We start from the raw sequence: 20,202 nt of genomic DNA on the forward strand, positions 1-20,202 counted from the left end.
GGAAGCACATGAGGATATCGGTTATAGGTTGCGGTTATCTTGGGGCAGTGCATGCTGTAGCCATGACTGAACTCGGTCATGATGTAGTTGGCATCGATGTCGACGCGACGCGAATCGCATCCCTCTCTGAAGGCACTGCGCCATTCTTCGAGCCAGAACTCGATCCTCTCCTGAAGAGTGCGCTGCAGAGCGGACGCCTACGCTTCAGCACCGTCGCCGCCGCTGCCTCAGATGCGGATGTGCATTTTTTGGCGGTCGGCACCCCGCAGAAGCCTGATTCACACTCGGCCGATTTGACCTTCGTCGACGCTGCGTTTGCGGCGGTTGCGGCAGTGGCAAAGCCGGGCTCTCTGATCGCAGGGAAGAGCACGGTGCCCGTCGGCACCGCAGAACGCCTCGCTAAGGACTTGGCGACACTGACGAGCGAAGTGTCTCTCGCGTGGAATCCGGAGTTCTTACGGGAAGGCTTTGCGGTTAGAGACACGCTGGAACCTGATCGGATCGTCTACGGTGTGGAGACAAGCGCGCAGGGTGAGAAGGATGTTGCGAAACTCGATGCGGTTTATCACGAGGCAATCAAGGCTGGAACGCCTCGATTGATCACAAATTTCGCCACGTCGGAACTCGTCAAGGTCTCGGCTAATGCCTTTCTCGCGACGAAGATCAGCTTCATCAATGCCATCGGCGAGATCGCGGACATCACCGGCGCGGATATCACCGAGCTTGCGGATGCGATCGGTCATGATGTCCGGATTGGCAGAAGATTCCTCAACGCTGGCGTCGGATTCGGTGGCGGCTGCCTCCCGAAAGACATCCGTGCGTTCGCTGCGAGGGCCGAGGAACTCGGGCGTGCCAGTTCTCTCGCCTTTCTCAATGAAGTCGACGCGATCAACCTGAGACAGCGTCAGCGCGTCGTTGATCTCGCGGTCGAACTGCTCGGAGGATCCGTCAATCAGCGGCGTGTTGCGATCCTCGGTGTCGCATTCAAACCAAACTCCGACGACGTGCGGGATTCCCCGGCGTTAGCTGTCGCAGTGCAACTCAAAGGGCTCGGCGCTGACGTTGTCGCGACCGATCCAGAAGGGATCGATAACGCACGGCGGCAACATCCACAGTTGTCTTACGAGCCGTCCGTCGAAAGCGCTCTCGACGGCGCGGAACTGGTGATCCTCGTCACCGAGTGGCAAGAATATCGAGAGATCGACCCGGTATCCATCGGTTCGATTGTTGCCGGCCGAATCATCATCGACGGGCGAAACGCTCTCGATCCTTCACGATGGCGAGAGTCGGGGTGGACCTATCGTGGGCTCGGGCGCCCCTGAGCGGCCGCGAGTTTCCCTCGAAAACCTGGAGAAGACCGTCGCCTTTGCTCCGGTCGAACCGTAACCGGATGAGCTCTTTTCCTCACGGTCCACGCTATGAACTACTCTGGAACTCGTGACTGAGTGGATTGCGGTCAGCAACGGCGCCTTGCTGCTCGAACATGCTTCCCAGGTCGGCGATCGACCTGTCAGCCTCGCCCTACTCCCGATCTCGCACAGCGAGCCGATCGCCATAGCGGACTCCGTCTCGGAACTCTGGCTCTCCCTCACACATACCCCGGTAGACGACAGTCGACTCTCCCCTGAAGAACGATCCTTGATCCGCGAGTTCGCTGCGGCCGGGATCGCTTCTCCCGATCTCGATCACCTCCAGCGCGTGAACCGTGTCGAACACTCTTGGTTCGAGTCCTTCCAGCATGAGCTCGTGTGCTCTCTCGTGACTTCCATTGCGCGCGGTCTAGGAATTCGATGCTTGATCATCAAAGGTCCGACCCTCCATGCGCAAGGACTCCGCCGTCGTGTTCATTCCGGAGATGTCGACCTACTCGTCGACCCCCGGAGGATCGTCGAGTTCGTTAGCGCCATGAATGAGTGGGGATGGGATAAGAGACCACACCCCCTTGACGGGACTCCGGCCCCGCATTCACACACGCTGCTGCCGATCGGTTGGGGGTGCGAAATCGATGTGCATGTGCGCTATCCAGGGATCACCATCCCCTCCTCGACCGCTTTCGATCTGTTGTGGCAGCACTCCGAAGAGCGGTTTTTTGCGGGCGTAGGAGGCCGCACTCCGACGAAAGCCGCTCACGCTCTCATTCAAGGGCTGACCATCGTGCGTCCCGTACCCGGCAGAGGCCGTCCCCGGACCGGCGCCAACCCAAACGCAGTCGAAGTGCTGCGCGCAGGAGGGGAGCAGACACTCTCACTCGCGATCGAACTCGGATCCCACGGCGCCCTTGCCGATGAACTAAAGGTGGCATTCCCCGGAACCGGCATCCCCAAGAAGAAGATACCGGCCGAATTCGTGTGGCTATCTCAGGCGAACCACGCCTTGCTTTACTTGCGAATGCTCCAAACGGTGCCTCTTCGAGACAAGCCGCTTCTCTTCTGGAAGGTCATAAGCCATCGCAGATCGCTCGCGGAGGGAGGACGTGAGACTCTGATACAGCGTTGGCGACGAGGGTTTGCCGAATCGCGACGTAACCCCTGAACGGGACTGTCCGGCGCGGGTGATCACGCCGATGGCAGACCTCGACAACTCTCTGCGACCCCAGCCGACAACCGTTCACAGCGGCCGGGGAATCACGAACTGCGAGAATTGAAGCTCGCAGACCCTGGAGGAGAACACACGTGCGCAGAGTCGGTATCAGGTACGCGCGCGCAGCGCTCATACTGCTCCCCGCCATGCTCCTCGCCTACGCCGTCATCGTCTCCGTGCTCATCGCCTTTCCCAGGCAGAGCGCCGTCCGTAGCTCGGACGCCGTCGTCTCCCTCGGGCCGGCATCCGACCGGCTCCCCCTGGCCCAGCAGCTGTTCGAGAGCGGCCGGGCTGACTCACTGGTCATCTCGTGGGCCGGCCCGATGCCCCGCGATGCAGAAGAGAACGCACCCGATGAGCCGCTCGACCAGCGACTCTGCTCGAGCGGAGACCCGCGGATCTACTGCTTCGTGCCCAGTCCCAGCGACACGCTCGGCGAGGCGACTCGCGTGAGGCAGCTCGCGGTCGAAGAGGGATGGAAGTCGATCACCGTCGTCACGAGCCGATACCACGCGTTCCGCGCCGAGTTCATCTTCGCCCGCGTCATGCCGCAGGATGTCGAGGTGCAGGTGGTCCACGCCGAGACCGAACTCGGCGTGCGCGGGTGGCTGTACCATCTCGCGTATGAGCACGTGGCCTTCATCAAAGCCGTGTTCGAAACCGCACTCCGCTGAACGGCGGAGAGGCCTCGGCTCGCAGCGGTCGAATCCCGCTCGCGCCTGACCCTCAGCGGCGATCGAGAACCCCGACGTCGGCCATCTCCCCGCACACCGCCTCGAGCGCCTCCCGCACCGACCCCTCCGGCGGCGCGCCGACGGTGCGCCGAACGCGCTCCTCGAGCTCGGCCCAGGAATCCCCCTCGCACAGCCCCCGCCAGACGACCGGAGCCACCCCCGTCAGCAGACGCAGCTGACGATCCCCCGTCAGCACGACGGTTCCATCGGCGCACTCGATCGCGTCGACCACATCAACGGCTCTGTAGGGGATCCGGGGCCGGTCCGTCGGGATGATCTGAGCCCACGGCTCGCACTCACCCGGCGCGAAAAGATGCTCCGCGACATCGGCGATCCTCTCGGGAACGCCCGCGCGGAGGCTGCGCACGCCGCCCGTCGCCTCGGCGATCTCGGCGATGCGCCGCAGAGGATGCGGCAACTCCACCAGATAGCTCGTCTGCTGCACGAGATCGAGCATGGCCGCTGCCAGAGGAACGGACTGCACCGTCGACTCCTCTTCCCCGTGCCGCTCGAGCAGAACGAGCCCGGCGATGTGCAGTTCGGCATCGGGCAGCGGCCGGAGCCCCAGCTCGGATGGCGCGATCTGCAGTTTGTCACGGCGTCCGTCCACGATCACCGACAGCGGTTTACGGTAGGGCAAGACCAGGTTCTGAGCCGTGATCGCGATCGTCTCATCGCTCAGATAGCCGTAGTCGCGCGCAAGATTGCGTATGGTCGTGGTCTTTCCACGCCCCGATGGGCCCACGATCGCCGCCACGGCGCCGTCGTCTCTCGCGATACCGCCCGCGTGGAGCATGAGATGCCGACCTCGGTGAAACTCCAGTGCCGCCGTGGTGACCTGCACGGTCAGGCGGTAGGCCTGGCTCTCGAACCCCTGCCTGTCGAGGGCAGGAACCGTTACGGCAGGCCGCTCTCGATCGTCCTTGATCGGGCCGCCCGCTCGCAACACCGTCGAATCTCGCCACGCGAGCAGCAATTCGTCGAACAGCTCGCGAGCGTTCGGCGCATCGGGGGTGCGCACGATCACACCGGTGCCGAACGCCTCGACTTGAGCTTCGAGCAGCGTCCGTTGCTCTGCGATCTCGGTCGACTCCACGGCACTCCTTCAGGGCGGTCCTGTCAGCACTGTCCATCCTGCCATGCGCGAGCGCGCGGGGCCGGTGGACGAGGAACGCGAAAGGGGCGGGATCACAGGTGATCCCGCCCCACGCGGCAGATGAGGGCCCGAACGGGGCCGCGCCCTACGCCGGAGCGGACACGGTGCCGCCCCATGACCGGCCCGCGTCGGCGGGGCCGTCGCTCGTGAGGGTGTAGGTGCCGGCGCTCGGGCTGTTGAAGCGGATGTCGACGGCGGTCGACCCCGGGTCGGGCGTGACCAGCCAGACACCGGGACTGACCTGGGTGATCGTTCCACCCGAGATGGAGGTGACGATCGAGTTGAAATCGAGATCGGAGGTCAGTGTGAACGTCTGGCCGTTCGGGAAGAAGCCGTCCTCCCCGTTGGGAGCCAGACCGAACGGACGGATGATGCCGACGTTGCCGACGAACGGGCTCGTTGTGGTGGCACCGATGGTCGTCGCCTCTTCAGGCGGCTCGACCGAGGCGCTCGCCATCGGAGCCGAGACCGCGACCGCGACCACGGGGGCGGCCCACGCCGCGGCCTTGACAACGGAGCGGCGCTTCATGCCGCCTTCTTCATTGATGTTCTCAGTCACCCGAGCACCATCCTTTCCATTTTGTTTGCAGACTTGTGGGCGAGTTCAACGCCCTTTCTTCATCCCAGCTTTTCCGGACGGTATTCTGAAGCTCGGACGCCGGTTCCGTCGCATCCGGTATCGGTCACGGCGCATTCGGTATGGCGACGCCTTCGGCGCCGCGCGGCGTCGGTCCGGATCCGCGCAGCTTCGAGGGAGAGTCGTATCCTTCCTGCGCCATGGCCCGGGCGAGGCTGGAGGCGCCGCTGAAGCCGACGTGGCGAGCCACCTGACCGACGGTCAGCAGCGCATAGTCGGGATCCCGGAGCATCTTCACCGCGCGCTCGACGCGGATCCGGCGCAGCTCCCTGCGGATCGTGGTGCCGCGCCTGCTGAACTCGCGCTCGAGCTGCCTCCGCGAGAGGTTCACAGCCTCCGCGACGCCGGCCGAGGCCAGGTCGGGGTCGGTGAACTGCGCCGCCAGCACCGACACGGCCTGGCGAAACGGATCCTTCAGCGGCCTGGGGGTGCGCTCCACACGGGACGTATCCGCGAGCAGCCCCTGCAGCATCTCCTGCAGCAGGCGCTCGACGTAGTAGTCGCCGAGCCTCGACCGGGTCGCTTCCGGCGTCTGCGCCGCGCGCAGCGCGAACGCGAGGCTGGGCGCCAGCAGCGCCGACCCGGCGGACAAGGCCTGCGGGGCGCAGGCGGAGAGCGTCGACCTCACGTCCCGAGCGAGTTCGCCGGGACCGCTGATCGTGACGACCTCCGCGCCCGTCCGGGCATCGGCCTCGCAGAAGACCTCCGCGAGCGACAGCACGGCCTCCCCCGCCCGGAGAGCGCGTCCGCCGATCGGCGAAACCAGGCTCAGGCCTCCCTGCCGCACCGCGATGAGGTGCAACTCGCCGACATCGCCCCAGCTCAGCGAGGCACCGGCTGAGAACAGTTGAGTGCGAATGCAGATCGAACCGAACTCCGCTCCCGAACTTCTCACACTCACGACATCACCTCCCCGAAGCTGATTCAAGGTAAGCGACGAGCTCGATCGCCCAGGACGATTCGCGCATTCCCCACCCCACCTCCACCCCGAATACCACCCCTCGGTAGCGAGGCTCCGGCTCGCTCGCACTCGTCAGCAGCGGCTCGACGCGGATCCAGGCGACTCGATCCGGCCGAATGCGCATTGCCGTGAGAAACTGGAGCACATGTCCGAGCAACGCTCCCGCCCACGCCGGATACTCGGGCACCCGCTCACGCACCTGTTCGCCGCGCTCCTGATCCTCGGGTTGACGCAGGCATTCGTCGTGAAACTGTTCATGGTGCCGTCGGGATCGATGGAGAACACGCTCGAGATCGGCGACCGCCTGCTGGTGAACCGGCTCGCCTACTCGCTGCCCGGAAGCGACGGCGTGCCCGAGCCCGGCGACCTCGTCGTCTTCTCCACGCAGGAGCAGCTCTGGCCCGACGGGAACGACGCCGCACCCGATTCGCCGCTCAGCTGGGTGAAGTACGGCGCGAAGTGGTTCTTCGGCGACCTCATCGGCATCGGGCCGACCACGGACCGCCTGCTCGTCAAGCGCGTCATCGGCACTCCCGGCCAGACCGTGGAGTGCTGCAGCACGTCGGGTCAGCTGCTCGTCGACGGCGAACCCATAGAGGAGCCGTACCTCTTCGAGGACCTCCCCTTCGAGGCCGGCACCCTCGACTGCGCGACTACGCCGCGCTCCGCGCGCTGCTTCGCACCGGTGACGGTGCCCGAGCGGCGGCTACTCGCGCTCGGAGACCATCGCAGCGCGAGCAACGACGGGATCACGCGCTGCCGCAGCCGCGACGGACCCTCATCGGAGAGCTGCGTTCGCTGGGCGCGCACCGACGACGTGCTCGGAGAGGTCTTCGCGGTCGTCTGGCCGCTGAATCGATGGGGAGGACTCTCATGAGCACGATATCGACCACCGCGCGGTACTACTCGCTGGACGCCGCGCGCGGATTCGCGCTGTTCGCCATGGTGATCGCGCACACGGGCCCGTTCCTCAAACCCGCCCCCATGATAATCGCCTACCCCGAATCGATCCTCAACGACGTCGCGGCCCCGCTGTTCATGCTGAGCATCGGCGTCACCGCCACGATCGCGGGGCCGCCGATCGGCGCGGACGCCGGAGACCGGCGCCGCTACCGCCTGCAGACGGCCGTCAGGGCCGTGATCCTGATCGCGCTCGGCTTCCTGCTCGAGTTCGCCCCCTCGGGCGTCAACATCGTGCTCGACTACATCGGAGTGGCGATGCTGCTGGCGCTGCCGTTCCTCTTCGCGCGCACCCGCACGCTGCTCATCTGGGCCGCGGCCCTGATCGCGATCGGACCCGGCCTCGTCACCTGGCTGAGGGGTCTGGCGGTGACGGTACCGGAGCTGGTGTACCCGACGACCCCCGTGACGATCGCGCTCGACTGGATCGCTCTGGGGCACGGCTATCAGGCGCTCGCGTTCCTCCCCATCCTGCTCATCGGCCTCGTGCTCGGGCGCACCATCCTGCGAAACCGCGCGGCCATGTTCGTCCTCTTCCACGCATCGGTGGTCGCGTTCATTCCGATCGAGCTGTGGCGCATCCTCGACCTGCCCGGCACCGGCATTCGAGGCGGGTATGTCGAGGTGCTCAGGGAGCTGCCCCTGGCGCTCGGGGCGTTCGCGCTCATCGCCCTGCTGACCGACCTCGGCCCCGACCGGCTCGTGACCGGCGCGCGGCGCGTGTTCGAGCCGCTCTCCGTGCAGGGCCGGCTGGGGCTGAGCATCTACGCCCTGCACGTTCTGGTGCTGATGGGGATCTGGGCTGCGCGCAACGCCTCGGCGAGTTCCGGAGCGGTGACCTGGTTCTCGTGGCCCAGAGGCGCCGCGATCCAGATCGGACTCGTCGTGTTCTGCTGGCTCTTCGCCGCGGCGTGGTGGCGCTGGCTGGGCCCCGGTCCGATCGAGCGCGTGGTCGGCGTCGTGTCGGGGCGGCACCCGCTGTCATCGCTGACGAGTTCAGCGCATCATCGTTCGACGAACGCGGTTCGAGGCCCCGGCACGACCTCCGGAGCCTCGAACCGCGTGAAGTGAAGCGGCGGTACTACAGCAGCCCGGCGCCGACGGGAACGCTGATCGACGAGCCGGCGCTCAGCGTCGGACCGCTGCTGAACGCGAGCGTCACCGTCACCGGGAACGACGCGAGCGCGGAGATCGCCACTCCGGTGGACACCCCGGCGAGGCCGAACACCACCGGCACCGCGAGCGACCCGTTCGAAGCCACGTTCACCGGCACGTTCGCGCGGGTGAAGGTGGTGGCCGGGAACCCGAACTGGCCGACAATCGGAGCGCTCTGGTAGCTCGCGGTGCGCTCAGCGGGGGTGGAGTCGACACCGTCGTACGACGCCACGCCGAAACCGCGAGCCTGGCCCACGGGAATGTTGAGGCCCGACGGGCGCCCCACTGCGATCGTCACGGTGGCGGTCTCGTCGATCGGGCCGGTCCCATTGGTCAGAGTGAACTCGGTCGGGGTGGTGGTCAGCGCCTGAGCGCTGAGCGTTCCGCCGCCGTCGAGAAGAGTCAGCGTGAGCAGACCCGTGATGCTGCTGGTCCAGCTCAGCGACGAGTTGTTCACGCTCGCCGAGACAGCGGGCACCGCGACGGCGGTGGCGAGCACCGGCACCGACCAGGCGGCGCCCTTCACCATCGTGCGCCGCGAGAGATCCTTCTTCTTGAGTTCGTCAGTCATTCATTTCCCCTTTGCAAATGTCGAGAGACTCGAGCCCAGACGTGGGCCTCTGAGCGCACGTCGGGTCTCAGGGGAGTAGCACCCAACTGCCTCCCCACCCGACCCAGGTCCAACTTAGGAAGACAGCGGTGCGGAAAGATCAGCAGTGGTGAAACTTATCGTTTCCTGGGAGAAGCTTGCGCGAATTGTTCGGAGAACTCTGCGCGAATCTCACCCTCATCCGTGCGAGCACCGCTCAAACACCGCTCGACTCAGGAGCTGTGAGGGGTCAGTTCGCCACGGCGCGAACGCAGCTCGCGCGGACCCGAGCCGTAGGCCTCGTGCAGCGCGCGTCTCATACTCATCGTGGTGCCGAACCCCGAGCGTTCGGCGATCTGGTCGACCGTCAGCACGTCGTACCTGCTGTCGGTCAGAAGAGCGTGCGCGAGGCGAGTCCTTCGCCGCCGGATCTCGCCCGCCACGGTCATTCCGATGTCGGCGAACACCGTCTGCAGCTGCCGCAGAGACACCTGCACCTCGCGGGCCACCCGCGCGGGGTTGAGCTCGACATCGGCGCACTGCTGGGCAATAACGGTCATCGCACGGTCTCGCAGCACCGCCCGGGGGCTGCCCTGGCCGCGCCCCTGACCCAGCAGGTCGAGCAGCACCGCCCCTCCCATCTCGAGCAGCAACTGCTCGATCGCGTAGTTCTCAATCGCTGTCGCGGTCTTGTCGTGCTGAAGAAGCGCCACCGCGAACGCCTGCATCGACAGGTCGAGAAGCGACCGCTCGCGCACGTGCACCACCCCCACGGGAAGCTCGGGCACGAAGGCCTCCATCGCCGAGCGCGGCAGGCGCACGAGCGCGGCCTGCCAGCGGCTGATGAGCCGCGTGCGCCGCTTCACCCCATCGGGGATGACGAGGAACTGAGCCTCGAGGTGCACCCAGTCGGCGCCATCGAGGTAGGCGAAGCTCCCCTCCTCGACGAACACGAAATCCACCGTCGCACCGTCGGCCCCCGTCTCCGCGGCGAGCTCGGCCGCATCTCCGCGCATCCTGAGGAGGGTCACTCCTCCGCACACGCGTTCAAGAGCGAACACCCTGAGCGCTCCGTCGACACCCCGGGCCCCGCTCGCATGGAAGTCAGCGGTTCCGTATCGACGGATCCCTGCTCCTGACGCCCCAACGTCCACTGCCTGTTCTCACGTTCGCGAACGACAATGCGTTTCCCCTGAGCCACAGACTAGCCGATGATGAGCCTGCTCATTGTCGGCCCGGGTCTGCTATATCGACCGAACGCGGGTAGCATCGTATGGTACTGCTATTCCGGCCGATGATAGAGGAGATCAGCAGCGTGGAGCTGACCGATTACTGGAAGATCCTGCGAGCGCACTGGCTCGGGATCATCTCGATCACCCTGGTGGGTGCTCTCCTCGGCTTGGGCTGGGCACTGCTCCAGCCCAAGGTCTACACCGCTAACGCGAGCGGCATCGTGTCGGCCGGGGTCAGCAGCGACCTGGGCACCGCGATGGCCGGCGAGAACTACGCGAAGTCGCGCGTGAAATCGTATCTCGACCTCGCGAAGTCGCGGTCGGTCTCCGAGGCGGCGATCAAGTCGCTCGGCATCGACGCCGATCCCGATGCGCTCATCTCGCAGATCGAGGTGACCAACCCCCTCGACACGGCCACGCTCAAGGTCTCCGCAAGCGCGGGCAACCCCGAAGCGGCCCGGGCACTCGCCGAGGCCTGGGTCACGGCGGTCGGCGAGAAGGTGACGGAGCTCGAGAACGCCAATGCGGCCCCCGCAGTCGACGGCAGCCTGCCGCAGTCGATCGTCACCTTCCAGTCGATGGATGCCGCCCAGCTCCCGGACGCCCCCTCGTCACCGAACACCAGGCTCGCGATCGCCATCGGCGCGCTCGCCGGCCTCGCCCTCGCGCTGGGCTACGCGCTGCTGCGCAACATCTTCGACCGCCGCATCCACTCCATCGCCGAGGTCGAGCGCGAGACCGAGCTGGCGGTGGTCGGCACCATCCCTGTGCACAGCGGCTTCGACGCCGAGAACCGCATGATCACGAGCACCGGCGGCAACGACCGCGATAAACGGAGCCACGAGGAGTACGCCGTCGCCGAGGCGATGCGCGAGCTGCGCACCAACCTGCAGTTCATGAACATCGATAACCCGCCCCGCTCCATCGTGATCACGAGCGCGCTGCCCGGCGAGGGCAAGTCGACCATCACCGCCAACCTCGCGAACACGATCGCAGCCTCGGGCCGCAACGTCGTGGTCATCGACGGCGATCTGCGGCGCCCGATGGTCGCCAAGACCTTCGGGCTGCTGCCCGGGGTCGGGCTCACAGACGTGCTGATCGGCAACGCCCAGCTCGCCGAAGTGCTGCAGCCCTGGGGCACCACCGGCAAACTGTGGGTGCTCGGGGCCGGCAAGATCCCGCCCAACCCGAGCGAGCTGCTCGGCTCGAACGCCATGCACGACGTGATCGAGGAGCTCGCGCGACACGCCATGGTGCTCATCGATGCACCCCCGCTGCTCCCCGTGACCGACGCCGCGATCCTGACCGCGCGCACCGACGGCGCGCTCGTCGTGAGCCGCGCCCACAAGACCACCTACGAGGCGCTCAAGGCCGCACTCAACAACCTGCAGCGCATCAAGGGGCACGCCCTCGGGGTCATTCTCAACGGCGTGCCGCGCAAGGGCGTGAAGGCAGACGGCTACGGCTACCGCTACCGCACCTACTACGGTCGGCAACAGGAGCCGCAGCCGCAGCCGAAGCCCCAGGGCGACGGGTTCAAGGACTTCGCCGAGCTGCTCACCCAGGGTTCCGCGGCGAGCGGCGGCGCAGCCGGCGATGTCGCGACGGAGCCCGGTCCGCGCCGAGGGCGTCGTGAGTCGCAGCCATGAGTCGCCGCGCACGGAGAAGGCAGGCGCCCGTCGCCGTGCTCACGGTGTGCACCGGCAACATCTGCCGCTCGCCGCTCGCCGAGCAGCTGCTGCGATCGCGCTTCGCGGATGATCCGCGATTCGAGTTCGGCAGCGCCGGGCTGGAGGCGGTCGCGGGGGCACCCATGGACCCCGCGGCGGCACGCCAGCTCGTCGCGCTCGGCGGCGATCCCGCGGGCCTGATCGGAGAGCAGATCGGCGAGCGGCACGCGGACGCCGCCGACCTGATCCTCACCATGACACGTTCGCAGCGCGACGAGGTGGTGCGCCGCTTCCCGCGGTCCGTGCGACGGGTCTTCACGCTGGCCGAGTTCTCGGCGCTGCTCGACCTGGATGAGTCTCAGGCCGCCACCGCGGATCCGCGCGCGCTCATCGAAGAGGCCTCGCGCCGGCGCTCCGAGGTGAGACTCGGCGAGGCCGACGACGTGGTCGACCCCATCGACGCCGCGGACGAGGTGCACGCGCGGGTCGCCTCCCAGGTCGCCGGCTACGTCGACGCGATCGCCGCCGGGCTCGGGCGGTCGTGAGAGGGCTCGCCTTGCCCGCGAGACCTTCGCCGCGAGACGTCGCCTCCCTCGCGACGCGTCGCCTCCCTCGGCGTCCCTCGGCCAACACTTCGCTCACAACAAGCGATCTCGCACGCTGAAAGACGAGTTTTCCACGAGTTTCGGCGGGAGGCCTCTGCACGGACCCGAGGCGGCTACTGTCGATAGCAATCGACAACGACTCGTGCGACGATGGGGACGTGATCATGATCGACATCGACAGCCTCGGCCCGGTGCTGATGATGTTGACCGCCATCGCCACCATCGGAGCGTTCGTGCTGGGAAGCCATCGGAGCCTCTCCCGGCAGTTCGACACGAAGATCGAGGCGCTCGACACAAAGGTCGAAGCCAGATTCGAGGCGGTCGATGCCCGGTTCAGCGCGGTCGACGCGAGGTTCGACGGGATCGACCACCGGTTCGAGGAGGTGGATCGCCGGTTCGAGTCGATGGATCGCCGGTTCGACGCGATGGACCGCCGGTTCGCGTCGATGGACCACCGGCTCGACGCTCTCGAGACGCGTCTCGGTGAGCACGAGGCCACGACGGCCGAGGGGTTCCACAAAACGCACCTCGCCGTGTCGAAGCTCGAAGAACGCTTCGACCTGTGGGAGAGGATCCTCCTGCCGCTCATCGCTGCGGTGCCGAAACCCGGCGGTCCGCCGCAGCCGATCGCGAAGTGAGTTCGCGCTCCCCATCCCGCGCCCCCCGCCCCTCTGAGGCGAACCCTCAAGCATCGCGGCTAGCATGGGAGGGAGAGATCTTCGTTCCATCGAGTTCCCGGTCACCGCGCAGCCGGGCGCAGCGGATACGCCGACGCCGCACGACACCCCGAGGAGCCCCGCAGTGACCCAATCCCCGTCGCCCATCGAACAACTGTTCGCCGAGGCCGACCGCGACGCCGAAGCGCAGCGGGCCGCGCCCAAGCGCAAACGCAGGGGCCTGCGCAACACCCTCATCGTGCTCGGCTCCCTCATCGCGCTGCTCGGCATCGGGGCCGGCATCGTCTACGCCATGATCGCGAACTCCTACAACGAGATCGAGCGCGTGAGCATCGAGCAGGATCCCTCGCTCGAACGCCCCGCCGTCACGACGCCCGAGCCCGGCAAGAAGGCCCCCATCAACGTCCTTCTGCTCGGCTCCGACTCCCGAGAAACGACCGACCCCACGGCGACGGCCGAAGACCTCAAGGGGTTCCGCAGCGACACCATCATGGTCGCGCAGATCTCGCCGGACCGCCAGAACCTCACGGTCATGTCGATCATGCGCGACAACTGGGTGGGCATCCAGGGCGTCGGCGAGGCCAAGATCAACGCGGCGGTGGCGTACGGCGGTCTGCCGCTCGCCGTGAACACCGTCGAGAACTTCATCGGCGCCCGCATCGACCACGTTGCCCTCATCGACTTCGAATCGTTCAAGGGCCTCACCGACGCGGTCGGCGGGGTCACCGTGCGCAATGAGGTCGCGTTCACCAATCAGAACGGCGGCGGCTCGTCCTTCGAGGCCGGCGACATCACGCTGAACGGCGAGCAGGCACTCGGCTTCGTGCGCGAACGCTATGCCTTCGCCGACGGCGACTACCAGCGCGCGCGCAACCAGCAGGCGTACCTCAAGGGGCTCATGCAGAAGGTGCTCAGCCGGGAGACGCTGGGCAACGTGGGCAGGCTCACCGACACCTTCCAAGCGCTCAAGCCCTACCTGATCCTCGATCAGAAGCTCGACCTGCCCACCGCGGTGAGTCTCGGCTTCGACATGCGCAACCTGCGCAGCGAGAACATCACCCTCTTCACGAGCCCCACCCTCGGCACAGGCACCTCGGCCGACGGGCAGTCGATCGTGGTTCCCGACCAGGCCGCCCTCGAGGAGGTGCGCGCGGCGTTCCAGGCCGGAACCATCAACGAGTACGCCGCTGCACGACCTCCCGGGTCGGAAGTGCCGCAGTAGCCCCCGGTCCCCGGGTGCGCCGGACCAGCTGTCCGGCATCGAGCCCTCCGTGCAGAAGGGTGATTCTCGGGGTGATTTTCCTCCGTTATCGTCTACTGCTGACGAAACCGGGCCTAATCTGAGGAACTGGATAGTTTCCACTCAGCCGTAGTCTCGCGCCGCCTCGGGAGCGGGAAGGCACGCTCACCCCCCTGGAGCGGCCGCGTACCTCCGGCCGACCCTTGCACCACCGATCCCCCATGCATTGGACATTGACCATGCCCGCTTCATTGTCGTCGCCTCGCACTCACATCGCCCGGACGAGCCGAACGCTCGCTCCCTGCCAGAAACGGAGCGAGTACCGCTCGTCGGCTGAGCGGGAGTCAACCCGGAAATGAGAAGACATGCGGAGTTCGGCTCGGTCGAACTCGAGTTGCGAAGCATACCGGCGGGCCGCCGGATCGTGGTACATGCCAAGACCGACACCCTTCAGTTGTACATCGTGCGCCAGGGGGCGATGGAGATCATGCATCTGGCCCGCCGCACCGAGCTGACCAGCGGTGGAGCCGCTTTCGTCGCGGCCAACTCTTACGGTCTCCGGACAGGGGTCACCGGCACCGCCTACCTGCGCATCGATTTTCCGAGGGAGCTCTCGCACGGCACGATCGCTTCCAGCGACGACGCCCCCTCGGTGTACCCCGTTCCCTCGAGCTCTCTGCTGCTCCGACCGGTGGCGGCATTCGCCACTCGGCTCGTTCCCGAGCGGCGGGGCGCCGCCGCACCGGGTATCAGCGCCTACTACGCCGAGCGGCTGCTCCAGGAGATGCTGCAGGGGCTTCTGGTCAGCATCGGGCAGGCCCTCGCCGTTCCCAGACCTCCGGAGACCTTCGCACTCGCCCGATCTGTGATCTCGGCGCAGTGCTCCGATGCCCGCTTCACCGCTGCAGATGTGGCACGAGAGGTGAATCTCTCCCTTCGGCAACTCGAGAGGGTGTTCCAGCGACACCGCACCTCCATCGGCAGAGAGATCCGCGACGCCCGCATCGAACAGGCGGTCACGCTCCTTTCCGACCCCGCGCACGACGCACTGAGTGTCGATCAGATCGCCCGGTTCGTCGGGTTCAGCACCGGCTCCAGCCTCGCACGGGCGATGACGGCGTCGAAGAACATCTCTCCGTCGCAGGTACGAGCCGGTCGCAATCACCGCTCCACGGCCTCCCCCTCGCATCCCGCCACAGGGCCCCCGCACGGACCATCGCGAGTCAGCGGCCGAGGCTCGAGGGAAGAGCGGACGCTCAGAGAAACGGCCCTGCACTGCCGGGCGTCAAGGTCCGTGTTCCTTCCCGTGCCTCGGCCACGAGCGCGGCGACCATGCCGCAGAGCAGATCATCCGCCGCCTTCATTTCGCCCCGCGATGGCAACTGCCCTCGACGATCGCGCAACTCGATGAAGAAGTCGAGCGCCGGCGCGAGCAGCTGCGCGCCTCGCCCGCCCTGCAAGACCTCGACGGGTTCACCGGCGAGACGCGCGTCAAGCGGGGCGCCCGGCACCGAGACCGCCAGTAGCGACGCCCCCTCCCCACAGGAGATGTGATACGGGGCACCGCCCCCGAACACCCCGAACCGATCGGGAATCACCCGCACTCGGGCGGTCGGCGAAGCCTCGAACTCCACAGAGCCCTCCCTCGCCGCCACGAAGTGCACGTACTCCGCCTTACCGGGCAGCCGCGCCCGCTCGAAGCGCATCGGTCCCGTGCGGATCTCCGCCACCACTGATTCGCCGATACGGCTCTCGTCCACCTCGAATCGAAATCCCGAGAAACCGGATCCGCCGGCCTGGAGCAGGCGGGCGAGGTCGGCCGCTCCCGCTTCTCCCGAGTAGACGTGATGTCCCGCAACCGTCCAGTCGCCTGCGTCCTCGTTCCCGGGCCACGGAAGCCACATGATCGAGCCCCCGTTCTCTCACGTGCATCCATTGTCCAGGCGAGCGAATCGAGAATCAAGCTCCGCCCTACCCGGCAGTTCGCATCAGATCAGACCGCGCCGTTCAGCCTCGACCAGTGCGGCGCCCTTGCTCGACACCCCGAGTTTGCGGTACACCGAGCGCTGATGCGTCTTCACGGTGTTCTCGGAGAGGAACAACTCCTTGGCGATCTGCTCGCGCGAACGACCGGCCACCAGAAGTCTCAGCACCTGGGTCTCGCGTGCAGACAGCGCGCCTGCGGCGATCCGCAGCTCGTCCACGTGCGGCGATTCGGTTTCGGGTTCATCGGGCCAGCCTTCAAGCTCGGCGGCCGCTAACCGGCGCACATCCCTCGCGAAGAGCGGCATATCCTCTGGGTCCAGTCCACCGGGAAGCGCCAGAGCGTTTCTCGCCGCCTCGACGCAACCATCGGCGTCATTCATCTGCAAGAAGGCATTCGACAGCAGGGACAGCCGCCACAGCTCCAGCTGGCGCAGTCCCTTCGAACCCGCGCCTGCACGACGGGCGTGCTGCACCGCCAGGTCGGGGCGTCCCGTCGTCAGGAACAGCATCCCCCATACGATCTGCGTCGTCGGCAGGTCCGGATCGGCGAGCTCTAGCGCATCACGCGCCGCCGCGGTGTTCCCCAGCATCACGAAATTAGCCGCCAACGAGCCCTGGATCACGCTCCCCGAGTACCCCTGCCCGACCACACGGGGAAGAGCGGTCGCCTCGAAGCGCTTCAGCCGCTCGAGTGCCTCGAGGCGGGCGTCAGCACGCTCGCACGCCTGTTGAATCGCGTGCACGTAGAACGGCCACATCTCACCGACATGGTGCAGAGGAATCGCATCCAGTTCAGCGAGCGTCTCGCGAGGGGTCGCATCAGCGATCAGTGCGCGCACGATGCTCGCCGACGCATCCACGGCATCCTCGGCCCACGAGTCCGTGCGCGGGATCCGGTCGGCGATCTCCAACAGGGAGCGGGCCACCCCCGTATCGCCGAAGCTCGACTGTATGACCGCTGCCTTCACATAGGCGTCGCGGGTCAAGAAGGGCAGGGTCGGCACGGTGACGTGCAACTGCGCCTCCGCGAAGAGACCGAGCGCCTCGTTGAAACGCCCCGCCAGCATCGTCGACAGCCCCATCTGCACTTGGCCGAACAGCACCCACCCGCGATGGCGGTCGAACAGCGGTTGCAGCGGATCGCGCTTCCCCGCGAGCTGAATGCCCAGTCTCCAAGCCTCGACCGGTCGCCCCTGCATGCGCAACCCGAAGAGCACCGCAGCAGTTGCGAGCGAGCGATAAGCAGGATCCTCTGCCGAGGAGAGCACTGCGTCGAGGTCGACGGGTTCATTCAGCTCGATCGCCGAGTTGTCGACGGGCCGGGCCATCAGCTGAATCGCACGCAACATCGGCGGCAGCTCCCCGAGCTCGCGCTCCAGCGCGCCCAGCCTGCTCAACAGGTGCTCCGGCCGACCGCCGAACCACGCTTCCATCATGCGGTCGCTGAGCAGTTCGGCTACCCCGGCGTAATCGCCCGCCTCGAAGCGGGAGTCGATCACCGCCGTCACATCGTTCAGGGAGACGAAATCCTCCCGCTGCCAGGTTTCGGAAGATGTCCCGCTCAATGATCCACCCTGCTGTGAATGATTCTGCTGGCACCACCCGCAAGATCAGCAGAAATCGTAACGAAGACCGACTTTCCAAGCGTATCAGGCTGTTCGACGGACGAGCGGGCGCACCAGGATCTCTGACTTGCGTTCGAGAACGAGCGGGCGCCGACGCTCCACTTGCGTTGGACCGGAGAAGCGCGGGACGATGAGTGCATGAGCGATCTCACGCACACCGAATCAGTCTCTCCCGCCCACGCCGACGCCGAAGGCGGTCCCGCCACCGAGAACGGCTTCACGCTGTTCGCGGTGTTCCGCCTCAGCTCCTCGCACCCCGTCGTCATCGACGGCCGCGACGTGGAGGGCTTCGTGCGCGAACTCGAAGACGTCGTCGAGGTCGTCGAGAACGAGGGCGTCACCCTGCGCGGCTGGTACGACGTGAGCGGCATGCGATCCGACGCCGACCTGATGGTCTGGCTCCACGGATCCGCAGCCGAAGACCTGCAGTGGGCGCTGCGCGAGCTGCGCCGATCCAGCCTGCTCAAGCCGCTGATCCGCACCTGGGGCGCCGTGGGCGTGCACCGCGACGCGGAGTTCAACCGCTCCCACGTTCCCGGCTTCATGCGCGGCGAACACCCCAGGCAGTGGCTCGCCGTCTACCCCTTCGTGCGCTCCACCGACTGGTACCTCATCGACCCGGCCGAGCGCGGCCGCATGCTCGCGGAGCACGGCCGCGCCGGCGCAGCGCACACCGGCGTGGTCGCCAACACCGTGGCAGCTTTCGCGCTCGGCGATTACGAGTGGCTGCTGCCCATGGAGGCCGACGAGCTCACCGAACTGGTCGACATGATGCGGGATCTGCGCGCGGTCGACGCGCGCCGCCACGTGAGTCTCGAGGTGCCGTTCTTCACGGGTCGACTCATCGAGCCCGCCGAGATCATCGAGGTGCTGCAGTAGCAGACGCTCGTTCCGTGCAGCGCGCTCGAAGCTACTCGCGCGCGGAGACCTCGACCGTGAAGGAGAGCGGTTGGATGCCGCCCTGCTCGTTCGTCATCGTGACCTCGGTGCTGCCCGGCGCGAGCGCCGTGACCCCCGGGTTGAACTGTGCCGCGCTCTCACGCCGACCGGGGGTGAACTCGGCGACATCGGGCTTCGACACCTCGCCCTCGTAGCTGTCGACCGAGAGATCCCCGGTGTCGATGTTGAGCACCTGACCCGCCACCAGTCCGACCGTCTTCCCCTGCAGCTCGTTCACGGTCATCGTCACGGGAGCGATCACGTCCTTGCCGACGGACCCGCCCGAGCCATCCGCACGATCGTCCGACCGCGCGCCGCAGCCCGCGAGCGACAGCACGAGCGCGGCGGCAACCGCGGTCACGAGCGCGGCGGCCGCTGCGGTCCGGGCTTTGATGCGCATGCCCCCAGTCTGACAGCGAAGGCATCGATCCCCAAGGGACTTCCCGGCGCCGAGCGAAGCGATCGCTTGCTGACGGCGCGGAGCGTCTACTCGGCGTGCGCGGCGATGAACGCCTCCACCTCGGAGCGATCGGCGTACGAGGCCTGGGCGCCCATGCGCTGCACCGACACCGCCGAGACGCCGGTCGCGAAGCGCACCGCATCCACCAGCTCCGCACCCCGCGCCAGCTCGCACGCGACGGCCCCGACGAAGGCGTCGCCGGCCCCGGTCGTATCGATCGCGCGCACGCGATGGGCCGGGACACGCGTCGGGCCCGCCGACCCGCCGTCCGCCGCGATCGCCCCGTCTGCTCCCAGGGTGATCACGACCGAGCGAGCGCCGGCCGAGAGCAGCCGGACCGCCACTCCCTCGTAATCGCCCGCCCGAGGGCCGGAATCGGCGCCCGGCGCCGCGTCACCGCCGGCACCCAGCACCGCGAGCGCCTCATGCTCGTTGACCACGAGCGGGTCGCAGATGGCCAGCACCTCGGGTGCGATCCGGGTCGCCGGCGCGGCGTTGAGCAGCACCCGCGCCCCGTCCCCGGCGGCGAGCACCGCCACGCGGAACGCCGTCTCCTCGGGAATCTCCAGGCTCAGCACGAGCACGCGCGCATCGCTCCACACACCCGAGCAGCGCTCGGCGGTCTCGATGTCGAGGGCACCGTTGGCGCCGGGGGAGACCACGATCGAGTTCTCGCCGTCGGGGGTGAGGAAGATGACGGCGGTGCCCGTAGGGCGGTCGACTTCGATCAGGCCGACGACGTCGACCCCGGCCGACGTCAGGCGCTCGCGCACGAATGAGCCGTTGGCGTCACTCCCGACGCAGGCGAGGATCGCCGTATCCGCCCCGCACCGCGCCGCCGCGGCGGCCTGATTCGCGCCCTTGCCTCCCGGCAGCAGCCGAAGGTCGCCGCCCAGCAGGGTCTCTCCGCCCGCGGGCCGTCTGGGCACCTCCACCACGAGGTCGGCGTTCGCGCTGCCGACCACCACCACGTCGCGGCTCATCGCAGATCCTCCC

At 67.1% G+C, this 20,202-nt stretch carries 19 protein-coding genes and 1 pseudogene; 11 read left to right on the forward strand and 9 right to left on the reverse strand.

Going from position 1 to position 20,202, the window contains the following annotated elements; genetic code table 11:
* Positions 1-8 precede the first annotated feature (8 nt).
* The 3 genes from D1J51_RS10485 to D1J51_RS10495 all read left to right on the forward strand — a co-directional run bounded on the left by D1J51_RS10485 (position 9) and on the right by D1J51_RS10495 (position 3,254).
* Positions 9-1,322 carry a UDP-glucose dehydrogenase family protein gene (locus D1J51_RS10485; RefSeq protein WP_119075145.1) on the forward strand — a complete coding sequence of 438 codons (1,314 nt, stop codon included), beginning with the start codon at positions 9-11 and terminating at the stop codon, positions 1,320-1,322.
* Between the two features lie 115 nt (positions 1,323-1,437).
* Positions 1,438-2,532, forward strand: a complete 1,095-nt coding sequence (locus D1J51_RS10490; protein ID WP_162903769.1) for a nucleotidyltransferase family protein — start codon at positions 1,438-1,440, stop codon at positions 2,530-2,532.
* Between the two features lie 140 nt (positions 2,533-2,672).
* Positions 2,673-3,254, forward strand: coding sequence for a YdcF family protein (locus D1J51_RS10495; RefSeq protein ID WP_119075147.1), 582 nt, complete (start codon positions 2,673-2,675; stop codon positions 3,252-3,254).
* A 52-nt stretch (positions 3,255-3,306) separates the two neighbouring features.
* Here D1J51_RS10495 and D1J51_RS10500 read toward each other — a convergent pair whose 3' ends face one another.
* The 3 genes from D1J51_RS10500 to D1J51_RS10510 all read right to left on the reverse strand — a co-directional run bounded on the left by D1J51_RS10500 (position 3,307) and on the right by D1J51_RS10510 (position 6,008).
* Positions 3,307-4,410: a hypothetical protein gene (locus D1J51_RS10500; RefSeq protein ID WP_119075148.1), complete on the reverse strand. Its 1,104-nt coding sequence runs from the start codon at positions 4,408-4,410 to the stop codon at positions 3,307-3,309.
* 145 nt (positions 4,411-4,555) lie between these two features.
* A complete protein-coding gene (locus tag D1J51_RS10505; RefSeq protein WP_119075149.1) occupies positions 4,556-5,029 on the reverse strand; it encodes a hypothetical protein in 474 nt (157 codons plus the stop codon).
* 124 nt (positions 5,030-5,153) lie between these two features.
* Positions 5,154-6,008 (reverse strand): helix-turn-helix domain-containing protein, encoded by an 855-nt coding sequence (locus D1J51_RS10510; protein WP_162903770.1) that lies wholly within the window; start codon positions 6,006-6,008, stop codon positions 5,154-5,156.
* Positions 6,009-6,213: 205 nt separating this feature from the next.
* On the opposite strand from D1J51_RS10510, the gene lepB reads away from it, so the two are divergent.
* Together lepB and D1J51_RS10525 are read left to right on the forward strand one after the other, a co-directional pair.
* Positions 6,214-6,945 (forward strand): signal peptidase I, encoded by a 732-nt coding sequence (gene lepB / locus D1J51_RS10520; RefSeq protein ID WP_119075152.1) that lies wholly within the window; start codon positions 6,214-6,216, stop codon positions 6,943-6,945.
* The gene (locus D1J51_RS10525; RefSeq protein WP_162903771.1) at positions 6,942-8,099 is read left to right on the forward strand and encodes a heparan-alpha-glucosaminide N-acetyltransferase domain-containing protein; all 1,158 of its coding nucleotides are present in this window, start codon (positions 6,942-6,944) and stop codon (positions 8,097-8,099) included. Before lepB ends, D1J51_RS10525 begins: the two co-directional genes overlap by 4 nt.
* Before the next feature lie 10 nt (positions 8,100-8,109).
* Here D1J51_RS10525 and D1J51_RS10530 read toward each other — a convergent pair whose 3' ends face one another.
* Together D1J51_RS10530 and D1J51_RS10535 are read right to left on the reverse strand one after the other, a co-directional pair.
* Positions 8,110-8,754, reverse strand: a complete 645-nt coding sequence (locus D1J51_RS10530) for a hypothetical protein (RefSeq protein WP_119075154.1) — start codon at positions 8,752-8,754, stop codon at positions 8,110-8,112.
* Positions 8,755-9,005: 251 nt separating this feature from the next.
* Positions 9,006-9,788 carry an AraC family transcriptional regulator gene (locus tag D1J51_RS10535; RefSeq protein WP_119075155.1) on the reverse strand — a complete coding sequence of 261 codons (783 nt, stop codon included), beginning with the start codon at positions 9,786-9,788 and terminating at the stop codon, positions 9,006-9,008.
* A gap of 299 nt (positions 9,789-10,087) precedes the next feature.
* Here D1J51_RS10535 and D1J51_RS10540 point away from each other — a divergent pair, with 299 nt between their 5' ends.
* From D1J51_RS10540 to D1J51_RS18645, 5 genes and pseudogenes are all read left to right on the forward strand, one after another.
* Positions 10,088-11,653: a tyrosine-protein kinase domain-containing protein gene (locus tag D1J51_RS10540; RefSeq protein ID WP_162903772.1), complete on the forward strand. Its 1,566-nt coding sequence runs from the start codon at positions 10,088-10,090 to the stop codon at positions 11,651-11,653.
* Positions 11,650-12,219 carry an arsenate reductase/protein-tyrosine-phosphatase family protein gene (locus tag D1J51_RS10545; RefSeq protein WP_119075157.1) on the forward strand — a complete coding sequence of 190 codons (570 nt, stop codon included), beginning with the start codon at positions 11,650-11,652 and terminating at the stop codon, positions 12,217-12,219. Before D1J51_RS10540 ends, D1J51_RS10545 begins: the two co-directional genes overlap by 4 nt.
* Positions 12,220-12,437: 218 nt before the next feature.
* The gene (locus tag D1J51_RS10550) at positions 12,438-12,917 is read left to right on the forward strand and encodes a hypothetical protein (RefSeq protein WP_119075158.1); all 480 of its coding nucleotides are present in this window, start codon (positions 12,438-12,440) and stop codon (positions 12,915-12,917) included.
* 163 nt (positions 12,918-13,080) lie between these two features.
* A complete protein-coding gene (locus D1J51_RS10555) occupies positions 13,081-14,178 on the forward strand; it encodes an LCP family protein (protein WP_240423154.1) in 1,098 nt (365 codons plus the stop codon).
* A gap of 802 nt (positions 14,179-14,980) precedes the next feature.
* Positions 14,981-15,337 (forward strand): annotated as a pseudogene (locus tag D1J51_RS18645) (helix-turn-helix domain-containing protein); the annotation flags it as partial.
* A gap of 115 nt (positions 15,338-15,452) precedes the next feature.
* Here D1J51_RS18645 and D1J51_RS18395 read toward each other — a convergent pair.
* Both D1J51_RS18395 and D1J51_RS10570 read right to left on the reverse strand, forming a co-directional pair.
* On the reverse strand, positions 15,453-16,100 hold the full coding sequence (locus tag D1J51_RS18395) for an AraC-like ligand-binding domain-containing protein (protein WP_119075161.1): 648 nt from the start codon (positions 16,098-16,100) through the stop codon (positions 15,453-15,455).
* Positions 16,101-16,184: 84 nt separating this feature from the next.
* Complete coding sequence (locus D1J51_RS10570; RefSeq protein WP_162903774.1) at positions 16,185-17,747, reverse strand: helix-turn-helix transcriptional regulator; 1,563 nt, start codon at positions 17,745-17,747, stop codon at positions 16,185-16,187.
* Between the two features lie 198 nt (positions 17,748-17,945).
* Here D1J51_RS10570 and hemQ point away from each other — a divergent pair, with 198 nt between their 5' ends.
* Positions 17,946-18,686, forward strand: a complete 741-nt coding sequence (gene hemQ, locus D1J51_RS10575) for a hydrogen peroxide-dependent heme synthase (RefSeq protein ID WP_119075163.1) — start codon at positions 17,946-17,948, stop codon at positions 18,684-18,686.
* Positions 18,687-18,717: 31 nt separating this feature from the next.
* On the opposite strand, the gene D1J51_RS10580 is transcribed toward hemQ, so the two are convergent.
* Positions 18,718-19,146, reverse strand: coding sequence for a hypothetical protein (locus tag D1J51_RS10580; RefSeq protein WP_119075164.1), 429 nt, complete (start codon positions 19,144-19,146; stop codon positions 18,718-18,720).
* Positions 19,147-19,232: 86 nt separating this feature from the next.
* Positions 19,233-20,189, reverse strand: coding sequence for a ribokinase (locus tag D1J51_RS10585; RefSeq protein ID WP_119075165.1), 957 nt, complete (start codon positions 20,187-20,189; stop codon positions 19,233-19,235).
* Positions 20,190-20,202 lie beyond the last annotated feature (13 nt).

The sequence above is a fragment of the Leucobacter sp. wl10 genome, assembly GCF_003569785.1.
In the GTDB taxonomy this organism is placed as follows: Bacteria; Actinomycetota; Actinomycetes; order Actinomycetales; family Microbacteriaceae; genus Leucobacter.